The 20290-nt window shown below is 65.1% G+C and carries 20 protein-coding genes; 8 read left to right on the top strand and 12 right to left on the bottom strand.

What is annotated here, in order from left to right; all coding sequences use genetic code 11:
• Positions 1-84 precede the first annotated feature (84 nt).
• From CAER_RS0102470 to gstA, 4 genes are read right to left on the bottom strand one after another with little or no spacing between them, the layout of a single operon-like run.
• Entirely contained in the window at positions 85-1056 is a 972-nt protein-coding gene (locus CAER_RS0102470) for an NAD(P)H-dependent flavin oxidoreductase (protein WP_027233917.1), read from the bottom strand.
• Positions 1053-1274 carry a tautomerase family protein gene (locus CAER_RS0102465; protein ID WP_027233916.1) on the bottom strand — a complete coding sequence of 74 codons (222 nt, stop codon included), beginning with the start codon at positions 1272-1274 and terminating at the stop codon, positions 1053-1055. Before CAER_RS0102465 ends, CAER_RS0102470 begins: the two co-directional genes overlap by 4 nt.
• A gap of 3 nt (positions 1275-1277) precedes the next feature.
• Positions 1278-1658: a nuclear transport factor 2 family protein gene (locus CAER_RS0102460; RefSeq protein ID WP_027233915.1), complete on the bottom strand. Its 381-nt coding sequence runs from the start codon at positions 1656-1658 to the stop codon at positions 1278-1280.
• Positions 1655-2266, bottom strand: a complete 612-nt coding sequence (gene gstA / locus CAER_RS0102455) for a glutathione transferase GstA (RefSeq protein ID WP_027233914.1) — start codon at positions 2264-2266, stop codon at positions 1655-1657. The genes CAER_RS0102460 and gstA overlap by 4 nt, the downstream gene beginning before the upstream one ends.
• Before the next feature lie 109 nt (positions 2267-2375).
• Between gstA and CAER_RS0102450 the strand changes: the two genes are divergently transcribed.
• Complete coding sequence (locus CAER_RS0102450; protein ID WP_027233913.1) at positions 2376-3257, top strand: LysR family transcriptional regulator; 882 nt, start codon at positions 2376-2378, stop codon at positions 3255-3257.
• Between the two features lie 219 nt (positions 3258-3476).
• Here CAER_RS0102450 and CAER_RS0102445 read toward each other — a convergent pair whose 3' ends face one another.
• The 4 genes from CAER_RS0102445 to CAER_RS0102425 all read right to left on the bottom strand — a co-directional run bounded on the left by CAER_RS0102445 (position 3477) and on the right by CAER_RS0102425 (position 7621).
• Positions 3477-3941, bottom strand: a complete 465-nt coding sequence (locus CAER_RS0102445) for a hypothetical protein (protein WP_027233912.1) — start codon at positions 3939-3941, stop codon at positions 3477-3479.
• A 24-nt stretch (positions 3942-3965) separates the two neighbouring features.
• Entirely contained in the window at positions 3966-4673 is a 708-nt protein-coding gene (locus CAER_RS0102440; protein WP_154667624.1) for a hypothetical protein, read from the bottom strand.
• A 33-nt stretch (positions 4674-4706) separates the two neighbouring features.
• Positions 4707-6476, bottom strand: coding sequence for a S8 family peptidase (locus CAER_RS28720; protein WP_051357653.1), 1770 nt, complete (start codon positions 6474-6476; stop codon positions 4707-4709).
• A gap of 620 nt (positions 6477-7096) precedes the next feature.
• Positions 7097-7621, bottom strand: coding sequence for a CBS domain-containing protein (locus CAER_RS0102425; protein ID WP_027233909.1), 525 nt, complete (start codon positions 7619-7621; stop codon positions 7097-7099).
• A 110-nt stretch (positions 7622-7731) separates the two neighbouring features.
• Between CAER_RS0102425 and CAER_RS0102420 the strand changes: the two genes are divergently transcribed.
• From CAER_RS0102420 to CAER_RS0102410, 3 genes are all read left to right on the top strand, one after another.
• Positions 7732-7920, top strand: a complete 189-nt coding sequence (locus CAER_RS0102420) for a hypothetical protein (RefSeq protein WP_027233908.1) — start codon at positions 7732-7734, stop codon at positions 7918-7920.
• A gap of 67 nt (positions 7921-7987) precedes the next feature.
• Positions 7988-9022, top strand: coding sequence for an FAD:protein FMN transferase (locus CAER_RS0102415; protein WP_027233907.1), 1035 nt, complete (start codon positions 7988-7990; stop codon positions 9020-9022).
• 33 nt (positions 9023-9055) lie between these two features.
• Entirely contained in the window at positions 9056-9295 is a 240-nt protein-coding gene (locus CAER_RS0102410; RefSeq protein WP_027233906.1) for a (Na+)-NQR maturation NqrM, read from the top strand.
• An 84-nt stretch (positions 9296-9379) separates the two neighbouring features.
• Here CAER_RS0102410 and CAER_RS27270 read toward each other — a convergent pair whose 3' ends face one another.
• Positions 9380-10807, bottom strand: a complete 1428-nt coding sequence (locus CAER_RS27270; protein WP_036796809.1) for an efflux transporter outer membrane subunit — start codon at positions 10805-10807, stop codon at positions 9380-9382.
• 388 nt (positions 10808-11195) lie between these two features.
• Between CAER_RS27270 and CAER_RS0102400 the strand changes: the two genes are divergently transcribed.
• Positions 11196-12617: an aldehyde dehydrogenase family protein gene (locus CAER_RS0102400; protein ID WP_036796807.1), complete on the top strand. Its 1422-nt coding sequence runs from the start codon at positions 11196-11198 to the stop codon at positions 12615-12617.
• A 71-nt stretch (positions 12618-12688) separates the two neighbouring features.
• Here the strand turns inward: CAER_RS0102400 and CAER_RS0102395 are convergent, their stop codons facing one another.
• The gene (locus CAER_RS0102395; protein WP_027233904.1) at positions 12689-14227 is read right to left on the bottom strand and encodes a trimethylamine methyltransferase family protein; all 1539 of its coding nucleotides are present in this window, start codon (positions 14225-14227) and stop codon (positions 12689-12691) included.
• Between the two features lie 17 nt (positions 14228-14244).
• Complete coding sequence (locus CAER_RS0102390; protein WP_027233903.1) at positions 14245-15597, bottom strand: MmgE/PrpD family protein; 1353 nt, start codon at positions 15595-15597, stop codon at positions 14245-14247.
• A 210-nt stretch (positions 15598-15807) separates the two neighbouring features.
• Between CAER_RS0102390 and CAER_RS27265 the strand changes: the two genes are divergently transcribed.
• From CAER_RS27265 to CAER_RS0102375, 3 genes are all read left to right on the top strand, one after another.
• Positions 15808-16695, top strand: a complete 888-nt coding sequence (locus CAER_RS27265; protein WP_036796805.1) for a LysR substrate-binding domain-containing protein — start codon at positions 15808-15810, stop codon at positions 16693-16695.
• Positions 16696-16776: 81 nt separating this feature from the next.
• On the top strand, positions 16777-17001 hold the full coding sequence (locus CAER_RS0102380) for an AbrB/MazE/SpoVT family DNA-binding domain-containing protein (RefSeq protein WP_027233902.1): 225 nt from the start codon (positions 16777-16779) through the stop codon (positions 16999-17001).
• Positions 16998-17384 carry a type II toxin-antitoxin system death-on-curing family toxin gene (locus CAER_RS0102375; protein WP_027233901.1) on the top strand — a complete coding sequence of 129 codons (387 nt, stop codon included), beginning with the start codon at positions 16998-17000 and terminating at the stop codon, positions 17382-17384. The genes CAER_RS0102380 and CAER_RS0102375 overlap by 4 nt, the downstream gene beginning before the upstream one ends.
• A 131-nt stretch (positions 17385-17515) precedes the next feature.
• Here the strand turns inward: CAER_RS0102375 and CAER_RS0102370 are convergent, their stop codons facing one another.
• A complete protein-coding gene (locus tag CAER_RS0102370) occupies positions 17516-19933 on the bottom strand; it encodes a GcvT family protein (RefSeq protein WP_027233900.1) in 2418 nt (805 codons plus the stop codon).
• Positions 19934-20290 lie beyond the last annotated feature (357 nt).

The following is a 20290-nucleotide window of genomic DNA, read 5'->3' as shown; positions in this document are numbered from 1 at the left end:
ACCGCCTGTGCTGCGGCCTGGACCACTTGGCATATCAGGCAGCCAAGCCCGTTCAGATCCGTGCCGCGGGGCACAGCGTGTCATTCAGCCGCCGGCAACGGACGCCGCTGCCCCCAGGCACCGCTGTGCATCTGCAGCGAGGCTGACCAGGATTTCGCCGGCAGGCGGCGCAGAGCGGATCAGCCCGATACCTTCGCCGGCAAAGGCGGTCGCGACATCCGGATCCCCGGCATCCTGAGCCGCCGCCCATTGTGCAGCTTCGGCACCCGTTCCCAGCTTCAAGGCGTCTTCGGAGCCGTGCCATTTCCGGATAAACGGGTTGCGCAGCACCCGGCCGTTGTAGCGGCCGGGCCAGTCAAAACCGCGGACCACGTCCACCACCCGCGTGCGGATGGTGTCGTCCCCCGTCGCCGACAGCGCGCGCGCCAGAATGCGCGGGTGCACCAGCGCCTCGCGCGAGGCCCAGAACCGGGTGCCGATCACCGCACCGTCCGCCCCCAGCATCAGGGCCGCAGCCAGACCGCGCCCGTCGGTGATGCCCCCGGCCGCGCACAGCAGCGCCTTGCTGTTCCGGCGCGCGATCTCGTCAGCGATTTCGGGCACCAGGGCAAAGGTGCCGCGGGCCTCGCCGTGGCCGCCGGCATCCGCCCCCTGGGCGACAACGATGTCCGCGCCGCAGTCCAGTGCCTGCCGCGCATCGCGCAGGGTCTGGACTTGGCAGATCAACGGCACGCCGGCGTCCCGGACCGCCGGTGCAAAGGGTGCCGGATTGCCGAAGGACAAAAACAGCGCCGCCGGATCGCGCGCCAGCACCTGATCCAGCAGATGCGGCTGTTGCGCAAGCTTCCAGGTGATCAGTCCGCAGCCCGCGCGCGTGCCGGCGGCGATATCGAACTGCTGATTGATCCACGCGGCATCGCCGTAGGCGCCCCCGATCATGCCCAGCCCGCCGGCATCCGTGACGGCGCTGGCCAGCGCGCCGCCCGCAGCAAAGGCCATCGGCGCCTGGATCACCGGACAGGCGATCCCCAGCGCCTCTGTCAGCCGGGTCTTCATTGCGCCTGGGCCCTGTGCTCCTGCACCGGCAGGCCGCCGATGCCCCAATCCTCCAGCGGGACCTCGTCGATCACCACAAAGGTCGTCGCAGGGTTCTTGCCCAGAACATCGTGCAACAGGCCGGTGACACCAGCGATCAGCTGCGCCTTCTGGTCTGCACTCGGGCCGGTGCCCTCGGGGCCGCCTTCGCGCGTCACTTTAATATTCACATAGGGCATCGGTCAGTCCTTCCGCGGGGCATATGAGAACACTTTTGCAACGATGCGCCATTCGGCGCCGTCGCGGACAAGGGTCAGCAGATCGTGAAACTCCCGCCCCATCATGGTCATGCGGGCGCTGACACGGGCCAGCCTGCTGCCGGCAAAGGCAATCTCCAGGATCTCCTCCTGGCGCGGGTCGCCGCGCCTGGCCGGCGGCTCGCGCCCGTCCACGCGGCCCATGTAGGTTTCAAGATCCAGATACAGCTCATCGCCTTCGGTGGCGCAGACATAGGCCAGCTGCGGGTGAAACACCTGGCGCAGCATGGTGCTGTCGGCCTGATGCAGGCCTTCGAAATAGGCCTCCATCAGGCCGCCGACCTTTTTGTGGTCTGCGGGCGTCATTGGATCAGCCCCTCGGCGCGCATCGCCGCCTGCGCCGACGGGCGGGCAGCGCAGCGGCTTACAAATGCAGCCAGCCGGGGCCAGCGGCCCAGGTCGATGCCGGTGAAATTGGCCCAGTTCGAGACCACAAACAGATAGGCATCAGCGACGGAGAAGCGGTCCGCAACCAGCCACACGCGGCCATCCTCCAGCTGCGCCTCGATGATATCGAACTTGCCTGCAACAGCGGTGCGGGCCGCATCTTTGCCGGCCTCGGATGTGCCCTCGCGGAACAGCGGGCCGAATGCCTTGTGCAATTCGGTTCCGATCCAGTTGAGCTGTTCCTGCATCCGGGCCCGGTCCATTGTTCCGGCGGCGGGCGCCAGGCCTGCCTCCGGGCTGCTGTCGGCGATATACTGCAGAACCGCCGCCCCTTCGGTCAGAACGCTGCCGTCGTCCAGATGCAGGGCCGGCACATAGCCTTTGGGGTTGATCGCGCAGTAATCTGCGCCGCTTTCGGTGCGGCCCGCCGCGGTATCGACGGCCTCGATTTCAAACGGGCGGCCGGTTTCCTGCAGGGCGATGTGGCTGGCCAGCGGGCAGGCGCCGGGTTTGTAGTACAGTTTCATAACAATCTCCTGTGTTGATTGATACGTCCTGACTACCCGCCGAAATGATAGATTGATAATATTATGTTTTCAGCGATATGATTAGAAAAAATGAACAAGTTGCAGCCCGATGAAACACGACCAGCTCATTGCCCTGGAGGCCATTGTCTCAACCGGCACGTTCCGCGGCGCGGCCGAGCGGCTGCACAAATCGCAGTCCGCCATCAGCCACACAATCCGCCAGCTGGAAGAGGAACTGGAATTGGAGCTGTTCAGCCGGGCGGCCTACCGGCCCGTGCTTACACCGGCGGGTGAGATTTTCTACCGCGAGGCGTCGCGGGTGCTGCGGCAGATGCAAGGGCTGCGCAGCACCGCAGCCCGGCTGCGTGCCCGCGAAGAGCCGGAGCTGACAGTAGCTGTCAGCGCAACCATGGATCTGGATCCTTTGCTGCCGGTGCTGGCGGCCACCGGGCGGCGCCACCCGGCTACCCATCTCCGGCTGCGGATGGAGATGATGGGCGGCCCGATTGCCCGGCTGATGGAAGGCAAGGCGGATATTGCGCTTGCGTCCCTGGACGGGGTGGCCCTGGATGACGTGGAGGCGGAGCCGGTTGCGGAGGTGATAATCCGGCCGGTGGCCAGCCCTGCCTTGAACCTGCCCGCCGGCTCCCGTGTGCTCTCGGTTTCGGAGATGCAAGGCCATGTGCAGGTGGTCGCCGCCGGCACGGGCGGCGCGGCGCACGAACAAAGCCGCGATCTGCTGCCCGGCGGGCTGAAATGGACGGTCTCCGATCTCACCGCCAAGAAAAAGGTGATCCTCGCCGGTCTCGGCTGGGGCGGTCTGCCTGACCACATGACCCAGGACGAGCGGCGAACCGGGGCCTTGCTGTCCCTCAGCGTGGAAAGGTTTCCGGTGCGGCGCACGATGATTTTCAAAATGAGACGCAGAGATCAGCCGCCCGGCGCCGTGGCGGATGAGCTTTGGCACAGGATCGGGGCTGCCGGGCGCTGACACCGCCCGCCACTGCGGGCCCTTAGCACCTGAGGCGGCGCGCCGGGGTGGCCGTGCAGGGGGATGGGGCAGCAATGAGGGCACACTCCAACACAGAGCAGCCGCTCAGGCTGGGCTGAAGAATCCGGCCTTCTCAGCGATCCATGGTTTGTTCGTCCGCGATGACAGGCGCGCTGACGGGCTGGGCCAGGAGGCCGGGCGGCCCAGTCCGGACATTGCTTAGTCTTCGGCCAGCCAGCCGATGACCGCACCGCTGCCAAAGGCGATCAGCGCCACCGTCACGGAAATGCCGATTGTCACAGGCTCACGCTCATCGGTGGCGGGCAGGGTGAACTGATCAAGGTCGATCCCGTAACGCTCAAAAAGCGCTCGAAAAGCGGCCATGGCGTCTGGGTCGCTTTCAAGCTGCTTCTGGATCACCGGGCCATAGGCCTTGATGACGGCATCGTAATCCTGCCGCTCAAGCGCATCGGACAGCATTTCGACAAGCCGGGCTATAAGCGCGTCGAGCGCAGCAGGATCGCTGGCGGCGCGCTCGCCTCTGCCGTGGGTCGTGCGCGGCGCGGTCGTGATCGGCGGCGGACCGAACGGGCCGCCGGGCCAGGGGTCGAAGGGATCGGGAAAGGGCGGAAAGGTTGGCGGAGGGACAAAGATGGTCTTGGTCGGGTCGAGTTTCGCAGGCATTGCTTTTCTCCGGATCGGATTGAGTTAATCGACGTATTTCTTCCACAGCTTCTTGCCGGTGCTGCCCGTGGCGAGGCCCGCCGCGAACAGCCCGGTGACGGCAATGAACGCAGGGACAAAGCGTTCGCCGTCATCGGAAGAGAATTTTTCGATCAGCTTTTCGATAATGGCATTCTGGATGATGATCGGCAGGATGATGGGAAAGGGCGGAAGGAAGGCGCGATTGTCATCCTCATCGTCTTCGATCAGCTCTCCGGCCAGCCAGACGCCGCCGGCAACCACCCAGGGCGCCAGAAACCAGACGGCGCGCTCGTCAGCGTTGGGCAAGCTTCCGGGCTCGCCTGCTCCTGCGATCGCCTTGTCGATCTGCCCTTGTGCATAAGGCATCTTTTGAAGGTTTTTCAGCCAATCGGGCAGCAGAATGCACCCGCGGTCAAGACCAGCCATGGACAGCGCATCGAGCGGCGGGGCTTTGGTATCGCCCATCGTTCGGCTGGACCGGTTTCCCGATGCGGCCGCGGCCGGAGCTGTGCCATTGCCGGTTTCCGGCGTGCCGCGTGTGCTGCTGCTGCCCGTGCCCGCCCCCGAAACGGCGCCGGAATTTTCCAGCATGGCTACCAATTCCGACAATACATCCTCAACCGAGCGTTCGCCTGTTTGCGACCGCTCATCCGGGGAAGGTTTGGTTCTTGTGCTGCGCTTTCCGCGCGGATCTGAATATGTTTTCGACATGAATAGACCTCCCTTTGCTTGGAGTTTTAAACTTCAACTAGGTATGGACGCGCCGATGAGGTCTTGCGCTGCACCTGTCAGAGCAAGCACTGCGGCGTCTGTGATGTCGTCTGGATGTTCTCCTCCTTTCATGAATTGAATGATCGTTTCGAGAACGGTCTGCGCCCTTTGCCGGAACGCGATGTCGCTCTTGAGCAGCGAAAGGATAATGAAACGCCGGGTGTTTAAATATGCGAGGATGGCCTGACCCGCGGCACTGGGCGCAAGGTAGGCGGCGGTGAAATCATCAATCAGGCCGATGTCGGCAAGGGCGGGGCTGCCGCGCAGCGCTTCGATAAGAGGCGAAATACCCTCCAGCGCGCGGGCCGCATCGACCCTGCCGTATCCGTAGAACCGGCTGTGGCCGGTATTGTCGTACTCGCCTTCTTCCACATCTATCTGGACAGCAGTTGAGCGCAGGATGGCGCGGACTTCGGCGCCGGTCAGCGCAGGGCAGACCGACAGCATAAGCGCGGCGACACCCGCCACCAGCGGCGCGGCCGACGACGTTCCGCCGAAAAAGCTGGTATAGCCCCCGTTGGACGACGTGGTGATCGACCGGAAACCGCCGCTGCTCGGGGCGCAGACGTCGATCTCGGGGCCGAAATCGCTGTAGCCGGCGCGTTTGTCGATATCGGTCGAGGCGGCGACGGCCAGCGTCTCGGGGTGGCTCGCCCATTCATCGTCTGAGACCGCCTCATTGCCGTTGCCTGCCGCCCACACTATCACCGCGCCGCGCCCCTGCCGGCCGAGCGCGATGGCTTCTTCCATCGCCGCGCGCACCACGTCGGGCAGGATCCAGGGCCGCCCGTCATAGCCGAAACTGCAGGAAATCACATCGGCCCCCTGCTGCCAGGCCCAGGAAAACGCCTCCGCCATCCTGACATGCTCGCTGATACCGGCCCGGCGAATGGGCATCAGCCGGCAATTGGGCGCAATGCCCACCACATCGCCCGTGCCCCATCCGGCCACTGCCACGCCCGCGCAAGAGGTGCCATGGGACGATGCCATGGGGGCTGGATCAGTGTCGCCATCGGCGGCGTCAAAGGGGGCCACGATCTTGCCCGGCGCGGAAAACGAAGGATGAGCAAGCTCAACGCCGCTGTCTATGATGCATACAACGATTTCGGGCGCGCCGCGGGTGAAACGCCAAGCGGCGCGCGCGTTGACATCCGCGCCTGGCAAACCGCCTCCCTGGCCGGTATTTTCGAGGTGCCATTGTTCGGCGAAAAGGGCATTGGGCGGTGCCTCGGCGCGGCGCTCGGGGACCTCTTCTATGAAATTGGGCGACGCAAAGCGCACGCCGGGTTCGCCGGCCAGAGCCAAAGCAAGCGCAACTCCGTCCTCTTCGGGTATTGTGACAAGCCATGCGGGGGCCGAAAGGGGCAGCCGCCGCAGGATCCTGGCGCCGTAGCGGGCCAGGGTGGCCAGGGCGGCGTCTTCGGTGATGTCCGTCTCGAACCCCACCGCGACCTCGCCGGTGGGCAGCAAGAGCGCCCCCGTCTCGTCCAGCACCGCTGAGAAGGCCCGCCCGCCAAACGCGGCCCGGAGCGAGCGCTCAGCACGGTTTTCGTCCTCTGTTTCGAGTTTGGCCTCGGCTTCGCGCAGGATGGGGATCAGGTCCTCAATCCGCCGCAGCTCTGTGGCGCGTTCGTCGATCAATTCGCCGTTGACGACCAATTGGAAGCGGTTGCTGCTCAGGGGCACGGTGCGCCAGCCTGGCAGCGACACTGCGCCGCGTTCGGGATCGACGGGGACAACCATGGCGGATCTCAAACGTTGCCCTGCGCGCAGTTCACCTCCGGCGAAATATTCTACCTTTATCATACGTCACTTTAGCACATGCACGTGAGTCGCCAGAAACAGAAAGCCCGGACATGGGCGGCGGAAACGGGGGGGCCGGGCGGCGGATTCGCAAGCCTGGGCTGGCTGCCGGTCACGCCGGGCGCGGCGGCCTTGCCGAGGGACTGGCCGGGGCTGAGCGCCTACCGGACCGGGAGGCCCGGCTTGACCGCAACCGCGCGGGTCTTGGCAGCCAACCCGCTTGGAGCAGAGCCTTTGGCGTGATCCCGGCCGCCTTTGGACCGCACGGCGCGTCCTGATGAACGCGGGTGATGGATGTGATGATAAGGGCCACGCATCCGGGGGGGGTCTGTTAAAACATTGAAATTAGATAAATAACTGCATTCCAAGGCCGCGCCAGGGCGTGCTGGTGCGTAAAGTGTGGAATACTCTGTCCATCGTCCGCCGCCCGGCCATCGCACGGCGGAACGGCGGTTTTCAGGCATCGCCCGGGCCCTCCCGCACGATGCGACGCAGGCCCGGGCTTTGGTCAGCTTCCCGGGCCGGTGCAGATGCCGGTGGCAGCCGCTGATGCGTTCAGCTCAGCCGACAATCATCTGCTTCATGCGCAGGGCTTCGTATTCCAGCTCCTGCAGGCGGAAGTTCACCACGTCGCCTACGGTGATCATACCGCAAAGGCGGTCGTCCTTGACCACCGGCAGGTGGCGGAAGCGGCCCTCGTTCATTACCTTGGCGACGTCGATCAGCAGGTCGTCCGGAGCGCAGGTCTTGACGTCGCGGGTCATGATGTCCTCGACCAGCTGCGGCAGGGTGTGGCCCGGCGTTTCCGCCAGCCGCCGCACGATGTCGCGCTCCGACAGGATGCCCTGCAGCGCACCGTTCTGATCGGTCACCACCAGCGCGCCGATGCGCTTGTCGCGCAGGGCCTCCACCGCATGGCCGACGGTGTCATTCGGGCGGATTGCAAAAACCGCGTCGCCCTTGGCCTCCAGTAGTTTCGCAACGGTCGACTGGCCGTGCGACAAATTCGACTCGGGCGACTGGCTGTGGCTTTCCTGGCCGGCCTTGTCGCCCCGGGTCGGAGGCTGGTATGAGAACGGTGCCATGCGCGGGTCTCCTCCTATCCTGCATCAGGTCATACCCCCCATCTTAACGGCGGATTGCGATCCGGAAAGGGGCGAAATGACGCGAGCGCTAACAAAGGCCGGAAAACAATATGTTCGATTCCCTCTACCTGACCCCCGTGACCGGCGCGCTGACTGTGTTCCTGGTGGTGGTCTGCGGCCATCTGTACCGGCAGAACTGGAAGTCTGAGGCACCGGACGCGCGGCTGAGGGCGTGGCTTTACGGCGTGCCGGCTGCGATTGGCCTCTTGGCGCTGGCCTTTGTGCCGCTGAAGTTCTGAGGCTGCATTTGACTCTGGCGCGGGGCAGGGGCATAGCAGCGCCAGTTTTTTGCCCGGAGGTTGACCGATGCCCAGACGGTTTCTGCTTGCCCTGATCCTGCCCGCGGTGCTGCTGGTGACCGGCTGCTGGTTCGGCAGCGAGCCTGAGGAGGTCCGCTTGTCGGGCCAGACAATGGGCACCACCTACAGCGTGATCGCCATCGGCGTGGATCTGGACCAGGAGGCGCTGGCGGCGGAGGTGGACGCCACCCTGGCGGCGGTTAATGCCAAGATGTCGAACTGGGATCCAGCCTCGGAGGTCTCCACCTTTTCCGCCGCGCGCAGCACCGCGCCGGTGCGGGTGTCGCCGGAGTTTGCGCACGTGCTGGCCGCGGCCAACGACGTGCATGAGAAGACCGGCGGCAAGTTCGACGTGACCCTGGGCCCGCTGATCGAGCTGTGGGGGTTCGGCCCGCGCAAGCCGGAGGACCCGGTGCCATCGGATGCGGCTATTGCTGAAGCGCTGGAGGGAGTCGGGCAGGCGCGGCTGCTGACGCTGGATCAAGAGGCTGGCACCCTGAAGAAATCCGCGCCGGAGACCGGCATCAACCTGTCCGCCATCGCCAAGGGCTATGGCGTCGATGCGGTGGCGAAGACGCTGCAGGGCTTTGGGGTTGAGAACTATATGGTGGAGATCGGCGGCGATCTGGTGACCAAGGGGCAAAACGCCAAGGGCGAGGCCTGGCGCATCGGCATCGAGAAACCGGATGCGGCGGCGCAGACAGTGCAGCTGATCGTGCCCGTGAGCGACCTTGGGCTGGCGACCTCCGGCGATTACCGGAACTATTTCGAGCATGAGGGCCAGCGGTATTCCCACATCCTTGACCCCGTGGCGGGGCGGCCGGTGACGCACCGTACCGCCTCGGTCACGGTGATTGCGGAGAACGCGATGCTGGCGGATGCCTGGGCGACCGCGATGCTAGTTCTGGGCAGCGCGGAGGGGCTGAAGCTTGCCGAGCAGCATAAACTTGCCGTGTTTTTCATAGATCGGGACGTGCAAGCCGGCGAAGATGCCTATATGACGTCTGCCAGCAGCGCCTTCGAAGCGCTGACCGGAAACTGAGCCGCGTACTGAGCAATACTGCGAGGGACCCCTATGAGCACCTTTCTTTTGGCCTTTATCCTTCTGCTGATCGTGACCCTGGGCATGTCGCTGGGGGTGATGCTGATGGGCAAGAAGATCAAGGGCAGCTGCGGGGGCTTGAACGCGATTTCCGGGGCCGACAAATGCGTCGTCTGCTCCAAGGACATCGACCCCGACAGCCCGCTGCGCGACAAGCTGCAGTGCAAGCGCGCCCGGCAGATGGTCGAGCAGATGCAGCAGGAACAAGCCTGAGGCCCGCGCTGCGGCACGGCGCGGACGACTTCCGCGCTGCGAAATGGGTGTGCGGGTCTGCGGCGCGCGGAGAACGGTTTTATCTTACTCAGTCTCAGGGTTTGACCCTGCCGCCGCCAAGGCCGCCGCTGCGCTGGCCGGGCTTTGATCCGGCGCCCAGCCCTTGCCCAATGCGATCTGCAGGCGGGACCAGGCCAGCGCCAGGTCGCGCCGGGCTGCGATCAGGTTCAGCTCATTGTCGCGCAGCGCCTCTTCGGTGTTCAAGAGATCGAACAGGGTGATTTCATTGGCCCGGAAGGTCTCGCGTGCAAGATCGGCAACCTTGGTGCCAAGATTGACTGCCCGCGCCTGTGCAGCTGTGCGCTGGCGGGCAGACTTCAGCGCGCTTTGCTGCGCCTGCACCTCTTCTACTGCGCCGCGCACTGCCGCGCGGTAATCGTATTCGGTGGCCTTGGCCTCGGCGATGGCGCGTTCGTGAAAGGCGCGCAGAACCGGGCGGTTGAACAGCGGCAACCGCAGCGACGGGCCGATCTGGTAAAGATCTGGCAAGCCGCGGAACGCCTCGATGGAGCCGGTCACCTCCAGCGACGGATACAGCTCAGCGTCGGTGACACCGATATCGGCGGTGGCGCTGCGCAGCTGGGCCTCGGCCAGCAGCACATCGGGGCGGTTGCGCAGCAGGCTGGCAGGCACCCCCAGTTCGGGCTGGGTCGATGGATAGGGCTGGCCGGAACCGCGCTGCATCATCGCAAAGACCTCGGATGCGTCGCGGTCCAGCAGTGTCGCGAGGGCAAAGACCGCGGCCTCATAGCCGGAGATGAAGCCCGGCAGATCCGCCTTGGCGCTGGCGACCTGCAGTTTGGTGCGCTCCAGATCCAGCGCCAGGACCGCGCGGGCGGCCTTCAGCTCCTCCACCGTGGCCAGGATCTGCTGGCGCAGCTGGATCGTCTTGCGGGTGACCGCTGCGCCGCGCTGAAAGAACCGCGCCTCGATATAGGTGCGGGTAATCGCGTCGACGATCGCCAGCCGGGTGGTGGCCATCTGGTAGAATTGCGCGTCGCGTTCAGCAACGGCCCGTTCTGAGCGGCGCTGGAAGCCGCCGAACAGGTCGAACACATACGTGGCGCCGATCTCGGCGGAATCGAGGCTGGTTGAGCCGTCCTGCGATTCCCGGCGCGAGAAGATCGAGCTGCCTTCCAGATCGCCGCGCACCTGTTCCGGGCGGCCGCTGGCGCGGCGCACGGCCTCGGCGGCCTTCAGGCGCTGGCGGGCAGACTTTATGTTCAGGTTCTGCGCCAGCCCTGCCGCCACCAGCCGGTCCAGGGTGGCATCGTTCAGTCCCTGCCACCATGTCTCTGCCGCGCCCTGCGCGGTGGCATAGGTGCGGGTCTGGTAGTAGCTGGCCGGCACCGCGAAGGCGGGACGCTGGTAATCCCGGCCCGCGACGGTGCAGCTGCACAGGAGAGTTCCGGCCAGCAGCACGGAACGGGCTGTCCAATTGGATCTGCTCATGGCTTGCCTCTGGGCGCCCTGTCTGATGCGGGCATTACCGGAATCTTAGTCAGCCCCTGCTTGCGCAGGGAACACCTTCGTGCCGCAAATGGGGAGATTGCAGGGTACTGATGCGCGCGGCCCACAGGGCGGCAGCTGCGGAAAACCGGGCCATTCTGCCGGTTTTGACCCCTCCGGCAGGGCAAGGGCGGGTCATTCTGCCAGCCCTGTGAGCAACGCTCTGCTGGACATAAGGAGACGGCCAGCCAGCTTGCACCTGTGCTTGACGCAGGCAGAGGGCCCGTCCACTGTTTGCCAGGGCGCGGGCCGGCCTCCAGCCAAAGCGCCCCGCCAGCGGCCCTTCCGGACAGCTGAACCGCAACCGCGACGTGAAAGTGAGAACAACCTGATGGACCTGCAAAAATTCTATATCGGCGGCGACTGGGTGACGCCGCATGCGACCCGGGAATTCCCGGTTCTGAACCCGGCAACAGAGGAGCAGATCGGCACGATCATCCTCGGCGGAGATATGGATGTGGATGCTGCGGTGGCCGCGGCCAAGGGCGCCTTCGGCAGTTACTCCCGGACCACGCGGGAGGAGCGGATTGCGCTGCTGGAGCGGCTGCTGGAGATCAGCATAGAGCGGCGCGAAGTGCTGGCGCAGGCGATGCGCGCCGAGATGGGCGCGCCGATTTCCATGGCGCGCGACGCGCAGGCCGATTCGGGGATCGGCCATCTGGAAGCCATCCTGGAGGCGCTGAAAGCCCAGGAGCTGCGCGAGACGCTGCCGAACGGCGACACCCTGGTGCGCGAGCCGATCGGCGTCTGCGGCCTGATCACGCCGTGGAACTGGCCGGTGAACCAGATCGCGCTCAAGGTGCTGCCGGCGCTGGCCACCGGCTGCACCTGCGTGCTGAAACCGTCGGAGCACACGCCGATGTCGGCCGCCGTCTATGCCCAGATGATCCATGATGCGGGCTATCCGGCGGGCGTGTTCAACCTGATCCACGGCGACGGGCCAACCGTCGGCGCCGGCCTGTCGCGGCATCCTGACGTGGACATGATGTCCTTCACCGGCTCGACCCGGGCGGGCATCGCAGTCTCTAAGGACGCCGCCGACACCGTCAAGAGGGTAACGCTGGAGCTGGGCGGCAAGTCCCCGAACCTGGTGTTTGCCGATGCCGACCTGGAGGAGAAGGTCACCGCCTCGGTGCTGGAGTGCATGTACAATACCGGCCAGAGCTGCGACGCGCCGACCCGGATGCTGGTGGAGCAAAGCTGCTATGACCAGGTGCTGGAGATCGCCAGGGCGGCGGCAGAGGGCCAGGCGGTGGGCGACCCGGAGGAGGAGGGCGATCACATCGGCCCGATGTTCGATCGGATCCAGTTCGACCGGGTGCAGAGCATGATCCAGACCGGCATAGACGAAGGCGCCACCCTGCTGGCGGGCGGCCCTGGCAGGCCCGAGGGTCTGGACAAGGGCTGGTATGTGCGCCCCACTGTCTTTGCCGATGTGACCAACGATATGGCCATCGCAAGGCAAGAGATCTTTGGCCCGGTGCTGGTGATTATCCCGTTTGAGGACGAGGAAGACGCCATCCGCATCGCTAATGACACGCCTTACGGTCTGGCGGCCTATCTGCAGACCGGCGATCCGGAGCGGGCTGAGCGGGTGGCCGCCCGGTTGCGTGCTGGCGCAGTGCACATCAACGGCGGCGGCTTCAACTACGGCTCTCCCTTCGGCGGCTACAAGCAGTCCGGCAATGGCCGCGAAGGCGGCATGCTGGGGCTGGAGGACTACCAGGAAGTCAAAACCCTGCACTTCGGCTGAGGCGCGCCGGGGCTCATCTTTCCGGAAATACTCCGGGGAGCGCGAGGGGCTGGCCCCTCGCACTTTCGCTCTTAAGGCTCGCCGGCGCCGATTTCCTCCCGCCGCCGCGCCGCGTAGGCGTCCAGCTCCTCGCGGATGGCGGGGTCCATCGCCGGTTCCTCGTAATCGCGCAGCGCCTGCTGCCAGAGCCCGGTGGCACGCTGCAGCGCGTCCTTTGCGCCTGCGGCTTCCCAGTTCTCATAGTTCTGCCAGTCCGACAGCATCGGCCGGTAAAACGCGCTCTCATAGCGCGCCATCGTGTGTTCGGCGCCAAAGAAATGGCCGCCGCTGGGCACCGACTGGATGGCGTCAAAGCCCAGCTCGTCCGCATCGAATTTCATCGGCTTCAGGAATTCGATCATGTTCTGGATGATCTCCACATCCAGGATGAACTTCTCATAAGACGCCGTCAGGCCGCCCTCCAGCCATCCGGCCGCGTGATAGACGGTATTGGCGCCGCCCAGCACCGCGCCCCAGGTCGCCATCATGGTTTCATAAGCCGCCTGCAGGTCCACTGCATTGGAGGCATTGGCGTTGGAGGTCCGGTAGGGGATGCCATAGCGCCGCGCCAGCTGGCCGCCGGCGATATTGGCCTTGGCATTTTCCGGCGTGCCGAATGCGGGCGCACCGCTGCGCATATCCACGTTCGAGGTGAAGGAGCCATACATCACCGGCGTGCCAGGGGTCACAAGCTGGGTCAGCACCACCCCGAACAGCGCTTCGGCGTTCTGCTGGGCCAGTGCCGCCGGCAGGGTGACCGGGGTCATTGCGCCCATCAGGGTGAAGGGTGTCACCGTCACCGGCTGGCCGTATTCGGCCATGGCGATCAGCCCGTCGCCCATCGCATCGTCAAACAGCCGCGGCGAGTTCACTGAGATGATGGTGATCACGCCGGGGTCGCCCTTCAGCTGCTCCGGCGCCTGGCCGCGGGAAATGGCCATCATGTTTATTCCGTCCAGCGCCCGGCCGCGGCCGATGGCAGAGCAGTGGAAGGACAGATCCGAATAGGTCAGGTTGGCCAGATAGGTGTCCAGATGGCGGTTGTTGGCAGGCAGTTCCAGCGGCGCGGTGACCTGGTTGCCGATCAGGTGGATGGCGTTGAAATGATGCGCCAGCTTGATGAAGTTCTGGTAGTCGGTGAGGTTGCCCTGCCGCCGCCCGTTGACGCAGTCATGGACATTGGGCGGCCCGGCCACCAGTCCGAAGGTCACGTTGTCGCCGCCCAGGGTGATCCGCTTTGCGCGGTTGCGGGCGGTCAGGGTGAACGTGCGCGGCACCGTTTCCAGCGCCGCGGCAACGATGCTTTCGTCGATGCGGATGGTCTTGTTATCACGGTCGACGATGGCGCCCGCAGCTTCGAAAATCTCCATCACGTTTTCGCCCATCACCCGGATGCCCGCTTCCGACAGGATCCGCATCGAGGTGGCGTGCAGCTGGTCCATCTGCTCCGGGTTCAAGAGCTCAAACGGAGGGCAGGTGTTCTTCACCTGGCTCCAGGGCAGTTGCTCGATACTGCCGCCGGAGCGGGAGGATTTGCCGCGGCGTCCGCCGCTGCGCCTTTCGCGTGCCATGTCATCTGTCTTTCTGTTCAGGGTGCGGGCGCGTCATAGATCAGACGGCCCAGATCGGAGAATTTGCTGTCTGCGCGGGTGAACCCCAGCACCGCATCGCGGATTGCGCCGGCGCGGGCCTCGCCCAGCACGGGGGCGGCGAATTCCATGAATTTGCGCACCACGTCTTCCTGAGAAAACGGCGCCTCGGGGCCGCCGCGGGCGTGGACATCGCCGGACTCGATCACCCGCCCGTCGGTCAGGGTGACCACAACATCGGCCACCCTGCAGGCGGGGAAGCGGACCGAATGGCGCGCGGCCTCCGCGACCGAGATCCGCTCGTGGATCGAGGCCACAAGCGGGTCCGCCAGGCCCTCGCCCGAGATATGCTCCACCCCGATCCGGCCATAGGCCGCCTGCACCGCCACCGCAAAGCCCAGCGAATACTGCGCCTGGCTGGTGGTCGCAGGGATACCCGGGTAGAGGCAGGCGCTTTCGTAGAAGGTGTTGATGCGGATCCGGGCAAGCTGCTCATGGGTCAGGCCGTGCTCCAGCATCACCTGCCGCAGAGCGTCGATCGGGGCGTGGGCCCAGCGGCAGATCGGGTAGGGCTTCACGTATTGGTGTTCCATCTGCCAGAAGCTGCCGAGATCCTCCCAGTGTCCCGCCACCCGGTCTTCCTCAAGCGTGATCGCCGGGGCGCCGGTAAAGCCTTTCTCCGCCAGAACCGCAGCCGACATCCCGGCCATCGCGCCCCAGCCGGAGCCGTCATGCAGCATCGAGGGGCTGGCGATCTCGCGCATCATCTGGCTGCGGGGGCCGTGGAATTCGGCGATCCCCAGCGCCTCGCGCAGCTGGGCGCGGGACAGGCCGCGCATCCGGGCCGCAATTGCCGCCACCCCCAGCGCGTTCCAGGCGCCGGAGGTGTGGTAATCGCTGACGGTGGCGTGCAGTGACAGGGCCGCGCGGCCTGCCAGTTCATACCCCAGTGTTGTGATGGCCAGCGCCTCGGGGCCCGAAAAGTCCGGCACGGTTTCCGCCAGCGCCGCGATGGCCGGGATCACCACCACGCCGATATGGCCCTTGGTCGGAGCATAGCCGTCGTGGCCGTCCAGGTTGTCGGTGGCGGTTGCAGCGGCATAGGCGGCCCCTGCAACGCTCACCTTGCGGCCGTCGAACATCACGCGCGCCGCCAATCCCTGCGCGCCGCAGCCGTAAAGCGCCACGGCGGTTTCGCGGGCGATGCGGCCGGCCTCCATCGGGGTGGCGCCGATGGTGATGCCCAGGGTGTCGAGAAACATCAGCGATGCCGCCTCGCGGGTGGTGTCCGGCAGGGCGGCGGCGGTGAAGCCGAAGGTGAAGTCGGCGGCGCGGTCGAAGGTGGCGGTCATGGCGGAACTCTTGCAGGGGCGGTTTCGGCGTCAGGCTAGGGTGTCCGGGGGCCGGTGACCCGCAAATAAACCGGGGCCATAGGGGTGGGATATTTCGTGAAATGCGTGCTAGACGTCGTTTTCAGACCAGTCCGGGCCGCTAACCCTTGGGAATTGCGGCGCCTTTCAATGCATGTGAACATGGCCCCGAAACCGCCAGCGGACCGCCTTATGAAGAATCTCCCCCACCTGACTTTCCTGCGTTCGTTCGAGGCCGCCGCGCGTTATCTCAGCTTTACCTCAGCGGCGGATGAGCTGAACTGCACCCAGTCTGCTGTCTCAAACCATGTGCGCAGCCTGGAGGAGTTCATCGGGCGACCGCTGTTCGTGCGCCACCCGCGGTCCCTGTCGCTGACGGATGTGGGGGAGGCCTATCTGCCCTCGGTCCGCCACGCGCTGCAGGAGATTGATTCAGCAACGCAGCTGCTGATTTCGCAAAGCCATAAGCGGGAGGTGGTGATTTCCTGCCCGGTCAGCCTGGCGGAGAAATGGCTGATAAATGTGGTGGAGGATTTCACCAAGGCGCATCCGGACATCGACCTGACCATTCACAGCACCATCTGGGTGGATGTGGAGACTAATGTCTCCGACATCTCGATCACCATCAACCATGTGGATGATGTGATGGGACCGGCGGTGAAGCTGTGGGACGAGAAGCTGGCGCTGGTCTGCGCGCCGGAGTACCGGGTCGGCGGCGAGGCGCTGACCCGGCCGGAACAGCTGGCGGAGGCCAGGCTGATCCACATTCTGGGCCGCCCGGTTTATTGGGAGAAGATCGCCAGGCACTTCGGGCTGACCGGGATTGAGCATAAGGGCGGGCTGCAGACCAACTCCTCCAACATGGGGCTGGAATTTGCGGTCAACGCGCTGGGGTGCGTGGTGCTGCCGAAGTCTCTGGTGCGCCAGCAGGTGGCCAGCGGGCGGCTGGTTGAGCCGTTCACGTTCGATCTCGACTGCCCCTGGACCTATTTCGCCACCTTCAAGGACAAGGCGGCGACGCCCTCGGTCAAGCATTTCAAGACCTGGCTGCTGAAGGCTGCGGCGGAGATGGAGCTGTAAGGCCGGACCGGTCTCTGCCACGGGCATTGAAAGCCGGCGGTTGTTGCCGTATATACGGGTATATATACATGAGGCCTGCCAATGATTGAGACCAAGATCAGGAAAGTCGGAAACTCCGCTGTCATCACGCTGACGACGGAGATGCTGACAATGCTGGACGCCAAGGAAGGCGATACGCTGTTTGTGGTGCGCGGCGATGATGGCAGCCTTAGGGTGATGGCGCATGACCCCTCGGTGGCGGAGGCGCTGGAGGCGGCTGAGATCGTGATGGATGAGAACCGCGATCTGCTTCAGGCGCTTGCGTGAGCACTTATAAATGGGTGCCACTGGCGGCGGTGACTGTCATTCATGACCGGCAGATTGCCCGCCACGGCGGCGCGGCGGGGATGCGTGACAGGGCATTGCTGGAAATGGGTTGCGCGCGGGCGATCAACCTTGCGGCCTATTCGGATGCGGGTGTGGCGGAGGTCGCCGCGGCTTATGCGTTTGGCATTGCCAAGGCGCATGCCTTTGTCGATGGCAACAAGCGCACGGCGTTTGTGACCGCTGTCACCTTCCTGCGTCTGAACGGGTACCAGTTCCGCCCGGACCCGGTGGAGGGCGTGCGCATGATGGAGGACCTCGCCACTGGTGATGTGGGCGAGGGGGCATTTGCGGAGTGGCTGACGGCTGGGATGCAACCGATCTAGCTCTGCCTCACAGGTAAGTTCCGCCCGGACGAAGGCCGGGCAGCGCCCGACCCTCCCCACGGGAGGGCGCTTTCGCACCCACCCAGGGTCGGGCGCTGCCCTTGGTGTTTCAGTCCGGCCATACCGTTTAGTCAGGCCCGCAGACGCGCGCCGGAGGGGTCGAAAGCTGCCGCTTCCAGAATGCGCGCCTTGTGCGGCTTGCCCAGGATGAAGACCTCAACCTCATCGCCCGGCTTGGCAACTGCCGGGTTGGCATATCCCAGCGCCAGCGATTTGCCGACGGAATAGCCATAGGCGCCGGAGGTGACCCGGCCCACCGGCTTGCCGTCGGGGGTGAAGATCGGCTCGCCGCCCGAGGCATCAGCATCATTCACCGCGTCGATCTCAAAGGCAGACAGCATCTCGCGCGGGGCGTTGTCCTTGACCCTGAGATAGGCGTCTTTGTTGAGGAAATCCTTGTCCAGCTTGATGAGACCAGCGAGGCCCACCTCCTGCGGCCAGTATTCCTGGCTGTATTCGCGGCCCCAGGAGCCATAGCCCTTTTCGATCCGCAAGCTGCCGAGCGCACGGCCGCCCACCGGGCCGCCGTCGAATTCTGCGGCGGCTGCCAGCAGGGCGGAGTACAGTTTGACCTGGTCCTCTTCGGCGCAATGCAGTTCCCAGCCCAGATCGCCGGTGAAGGAGACGCGGATCGCCAGGCATTCGACGCCAGCCACGTCGATGGTTCGGGAGCGCATGAAGCGGAAGGCCTCGTTCGACAGATCCGCATTGGTCATCCGCTGCAGCATCTCGCGCGATTTCGGACCGGCCACGTTGAAACCCGCGATGCGGTTGGTGGCGACTTCAAAGGTGGTGCCTTCCGGCAGCTCCACCATGTTGAAGAACCGCTGGTGGTAGCGTTCCGCCATGCCGGAGCCGACCATCATGTACTCGTCATCCGCCACCTTGGTGATGGTGAAATCACCGGCCACGCCGCCGCGGACCGAGATCAGCGGAGTGAGGCAGGAGCGGCCCACCTCGGTTGGCACCTTGTTGGCGACCAGCTTGTCCAGCCAATCAAACGCGCCGGGGCCCTTGATCACGTAGTTGGCGAAGTTCGAGATGTCGATCACGCCGACGTTCTCGCGCAGCATGTTCACTTCGCGGCCCACCGGTTCCCACCAGTTCTGGCGGGTGAAGCTGTTGGTGTCCCGGGTGCCAGGGGTGCCGGAGAACCACAGGGGATGCTCCCAGCCGCAGTTGAGGCCAAAGACGCAGCCCATTTCCTTTTGCAGCTCATATGCGGGGCGCACACGGGCCGGGCGGCCGGCGCTGCGTTCCTCGTTCGGGAAGTGGATGGCGAAGCGGTGCGCGTACTGGTCTTCGACGCGGGCCTTTGTGAATGTCTTGTCGGCCCAGTCGCCGAACCGCGCCAGATCCCAGGCGAACATGTCGTACTGCGGTTCGCCCTCGATCATCCACTGGGCTGCCAGCAGACCAAGGCCGCCGGACTGCGAGAAGCCAGGGATGATGCCGGTGCAGCAGAAGTAGTTTTTCAACTCCGGCACCGGGCCCCAGATGGCGTTTGAATCCGGCGACCAGATCATCGGGCCGTTGATGACACGCTTGACGCCTGCGGTCTCTGCGCAAGGCACCCGCTCTGTCGCGCGGATCACGTTTTCCATGATCCGGTCCAGATCGTCGGGGAACAGCTCATGCGCAAAGTCCAGCGGGGTGCCGTTTTCGGCCCAGAACCGCATGTCCTTCTCATAGGCGCCGATCAGGAAGCCGTTGCCCTCCTGGCGGAAGTAGTATTCGCCGTCGCGGTCGGCGATCGAAGGCAGGCGGCGGCCCAGATTGGCGACCTCGTCAATAGACTCCGTCACGAAATACTGGTGCTCGGTCGGCTGCAAGGGCAGGGTGAGGCCCGCCATCGCCGCCACCTCGCGGCCCCAGAGACCACCCGCGTTCACCACCCACTGGGTGTGGATGTCGCCCGTTTCGGTTTTCACGATCCAGGAACCGTCGGGCTGCTGTTCGGTGCCGATCACCGGGCAGAAGCGTTCGATCTGTGCCCCCATGGCGCGGGCGCCGGCGGCATAGGCCATGGTCACGCCCGAGGGGTCGACGTTGCCGCCATCGGGTTCGAACATGATGCAGCGGATGTCGTCGAACTGGGCCAGCGGGTGCAGCTCCTTGGCCTGTTCGCGGCTGACCTCATGGAAGTTCAGGCCGTAGTATTTCGCTTTCGCCTCCTGCAGGCGCAGCTGGTGCTCGCGCTCCTCGGTCTTGGCCAGATAGAGGGACCCCGGCTGGAACACGCCGCAGCCTTGGCCGGTTTCCTTCTCCAGCTCCTTGTAGAGGTTCATGGTGTAGTGCTGGATGCGGGTCACGTTGTTGTTGTCGTGCAGCCCGTGGATGTTGGCCGCCGCATGCCAGGTGGAGCCTGCGGTCAGCTCATCGCGTTCCAGCAGAACCACGTCTTTCCAGCCGAGTTTCGCCAGGTGGTAGAGGATCGAGCAGCCGACCAGCCCGCCGCCGATGACAACTGCCTGTGCATGGGTTTTCATGCGTCTTGTTCCCTTGCCTGCGTGCCTGGAACAGCGCGCCCTGCAGGCCGGGGCGGGCCGCCAAATCCTTCCGGGCGACCCTAGCGGCGGCGGGGCTGGATGACCCGTGAAGAATTCAGACCCAATGGCCCCGGATTTGTTGGGTCATCCGGCGGCTGCCCGGTGATCTTTTTCATGACGCCCAGGAATTTGTCGGACCTTTGGAAATCGATGCGGCGCTCAGTCCGCCATGATGAGGAGGGCTTCCGCCTGCCTCCGGTTCTTCTCGACGGGCCGCCGGGGGTGGGGCAAGAACATGCGGGCGCGTCAGCTACGTTCAGGTGTTTGGGAAGCGGATTGGTTCACGCCGCGCCGCTC

It is taken from the genome of Leisingera caerulea DSM 24564 (assembly GCF_000473325.1).
In the GTDB taxonomy this organism is placed as follows: Bacteria; Pseudomonadota; Alphaproteobacteria; order Rhodobacterales; family Rhodobacteraceae; genus Leisingera; species Leisingera caerulea.
Note: the sequence above shows the minus strand (reverse complement) of the source record. Positions and strands in the feature narration are given on the sequence as shown.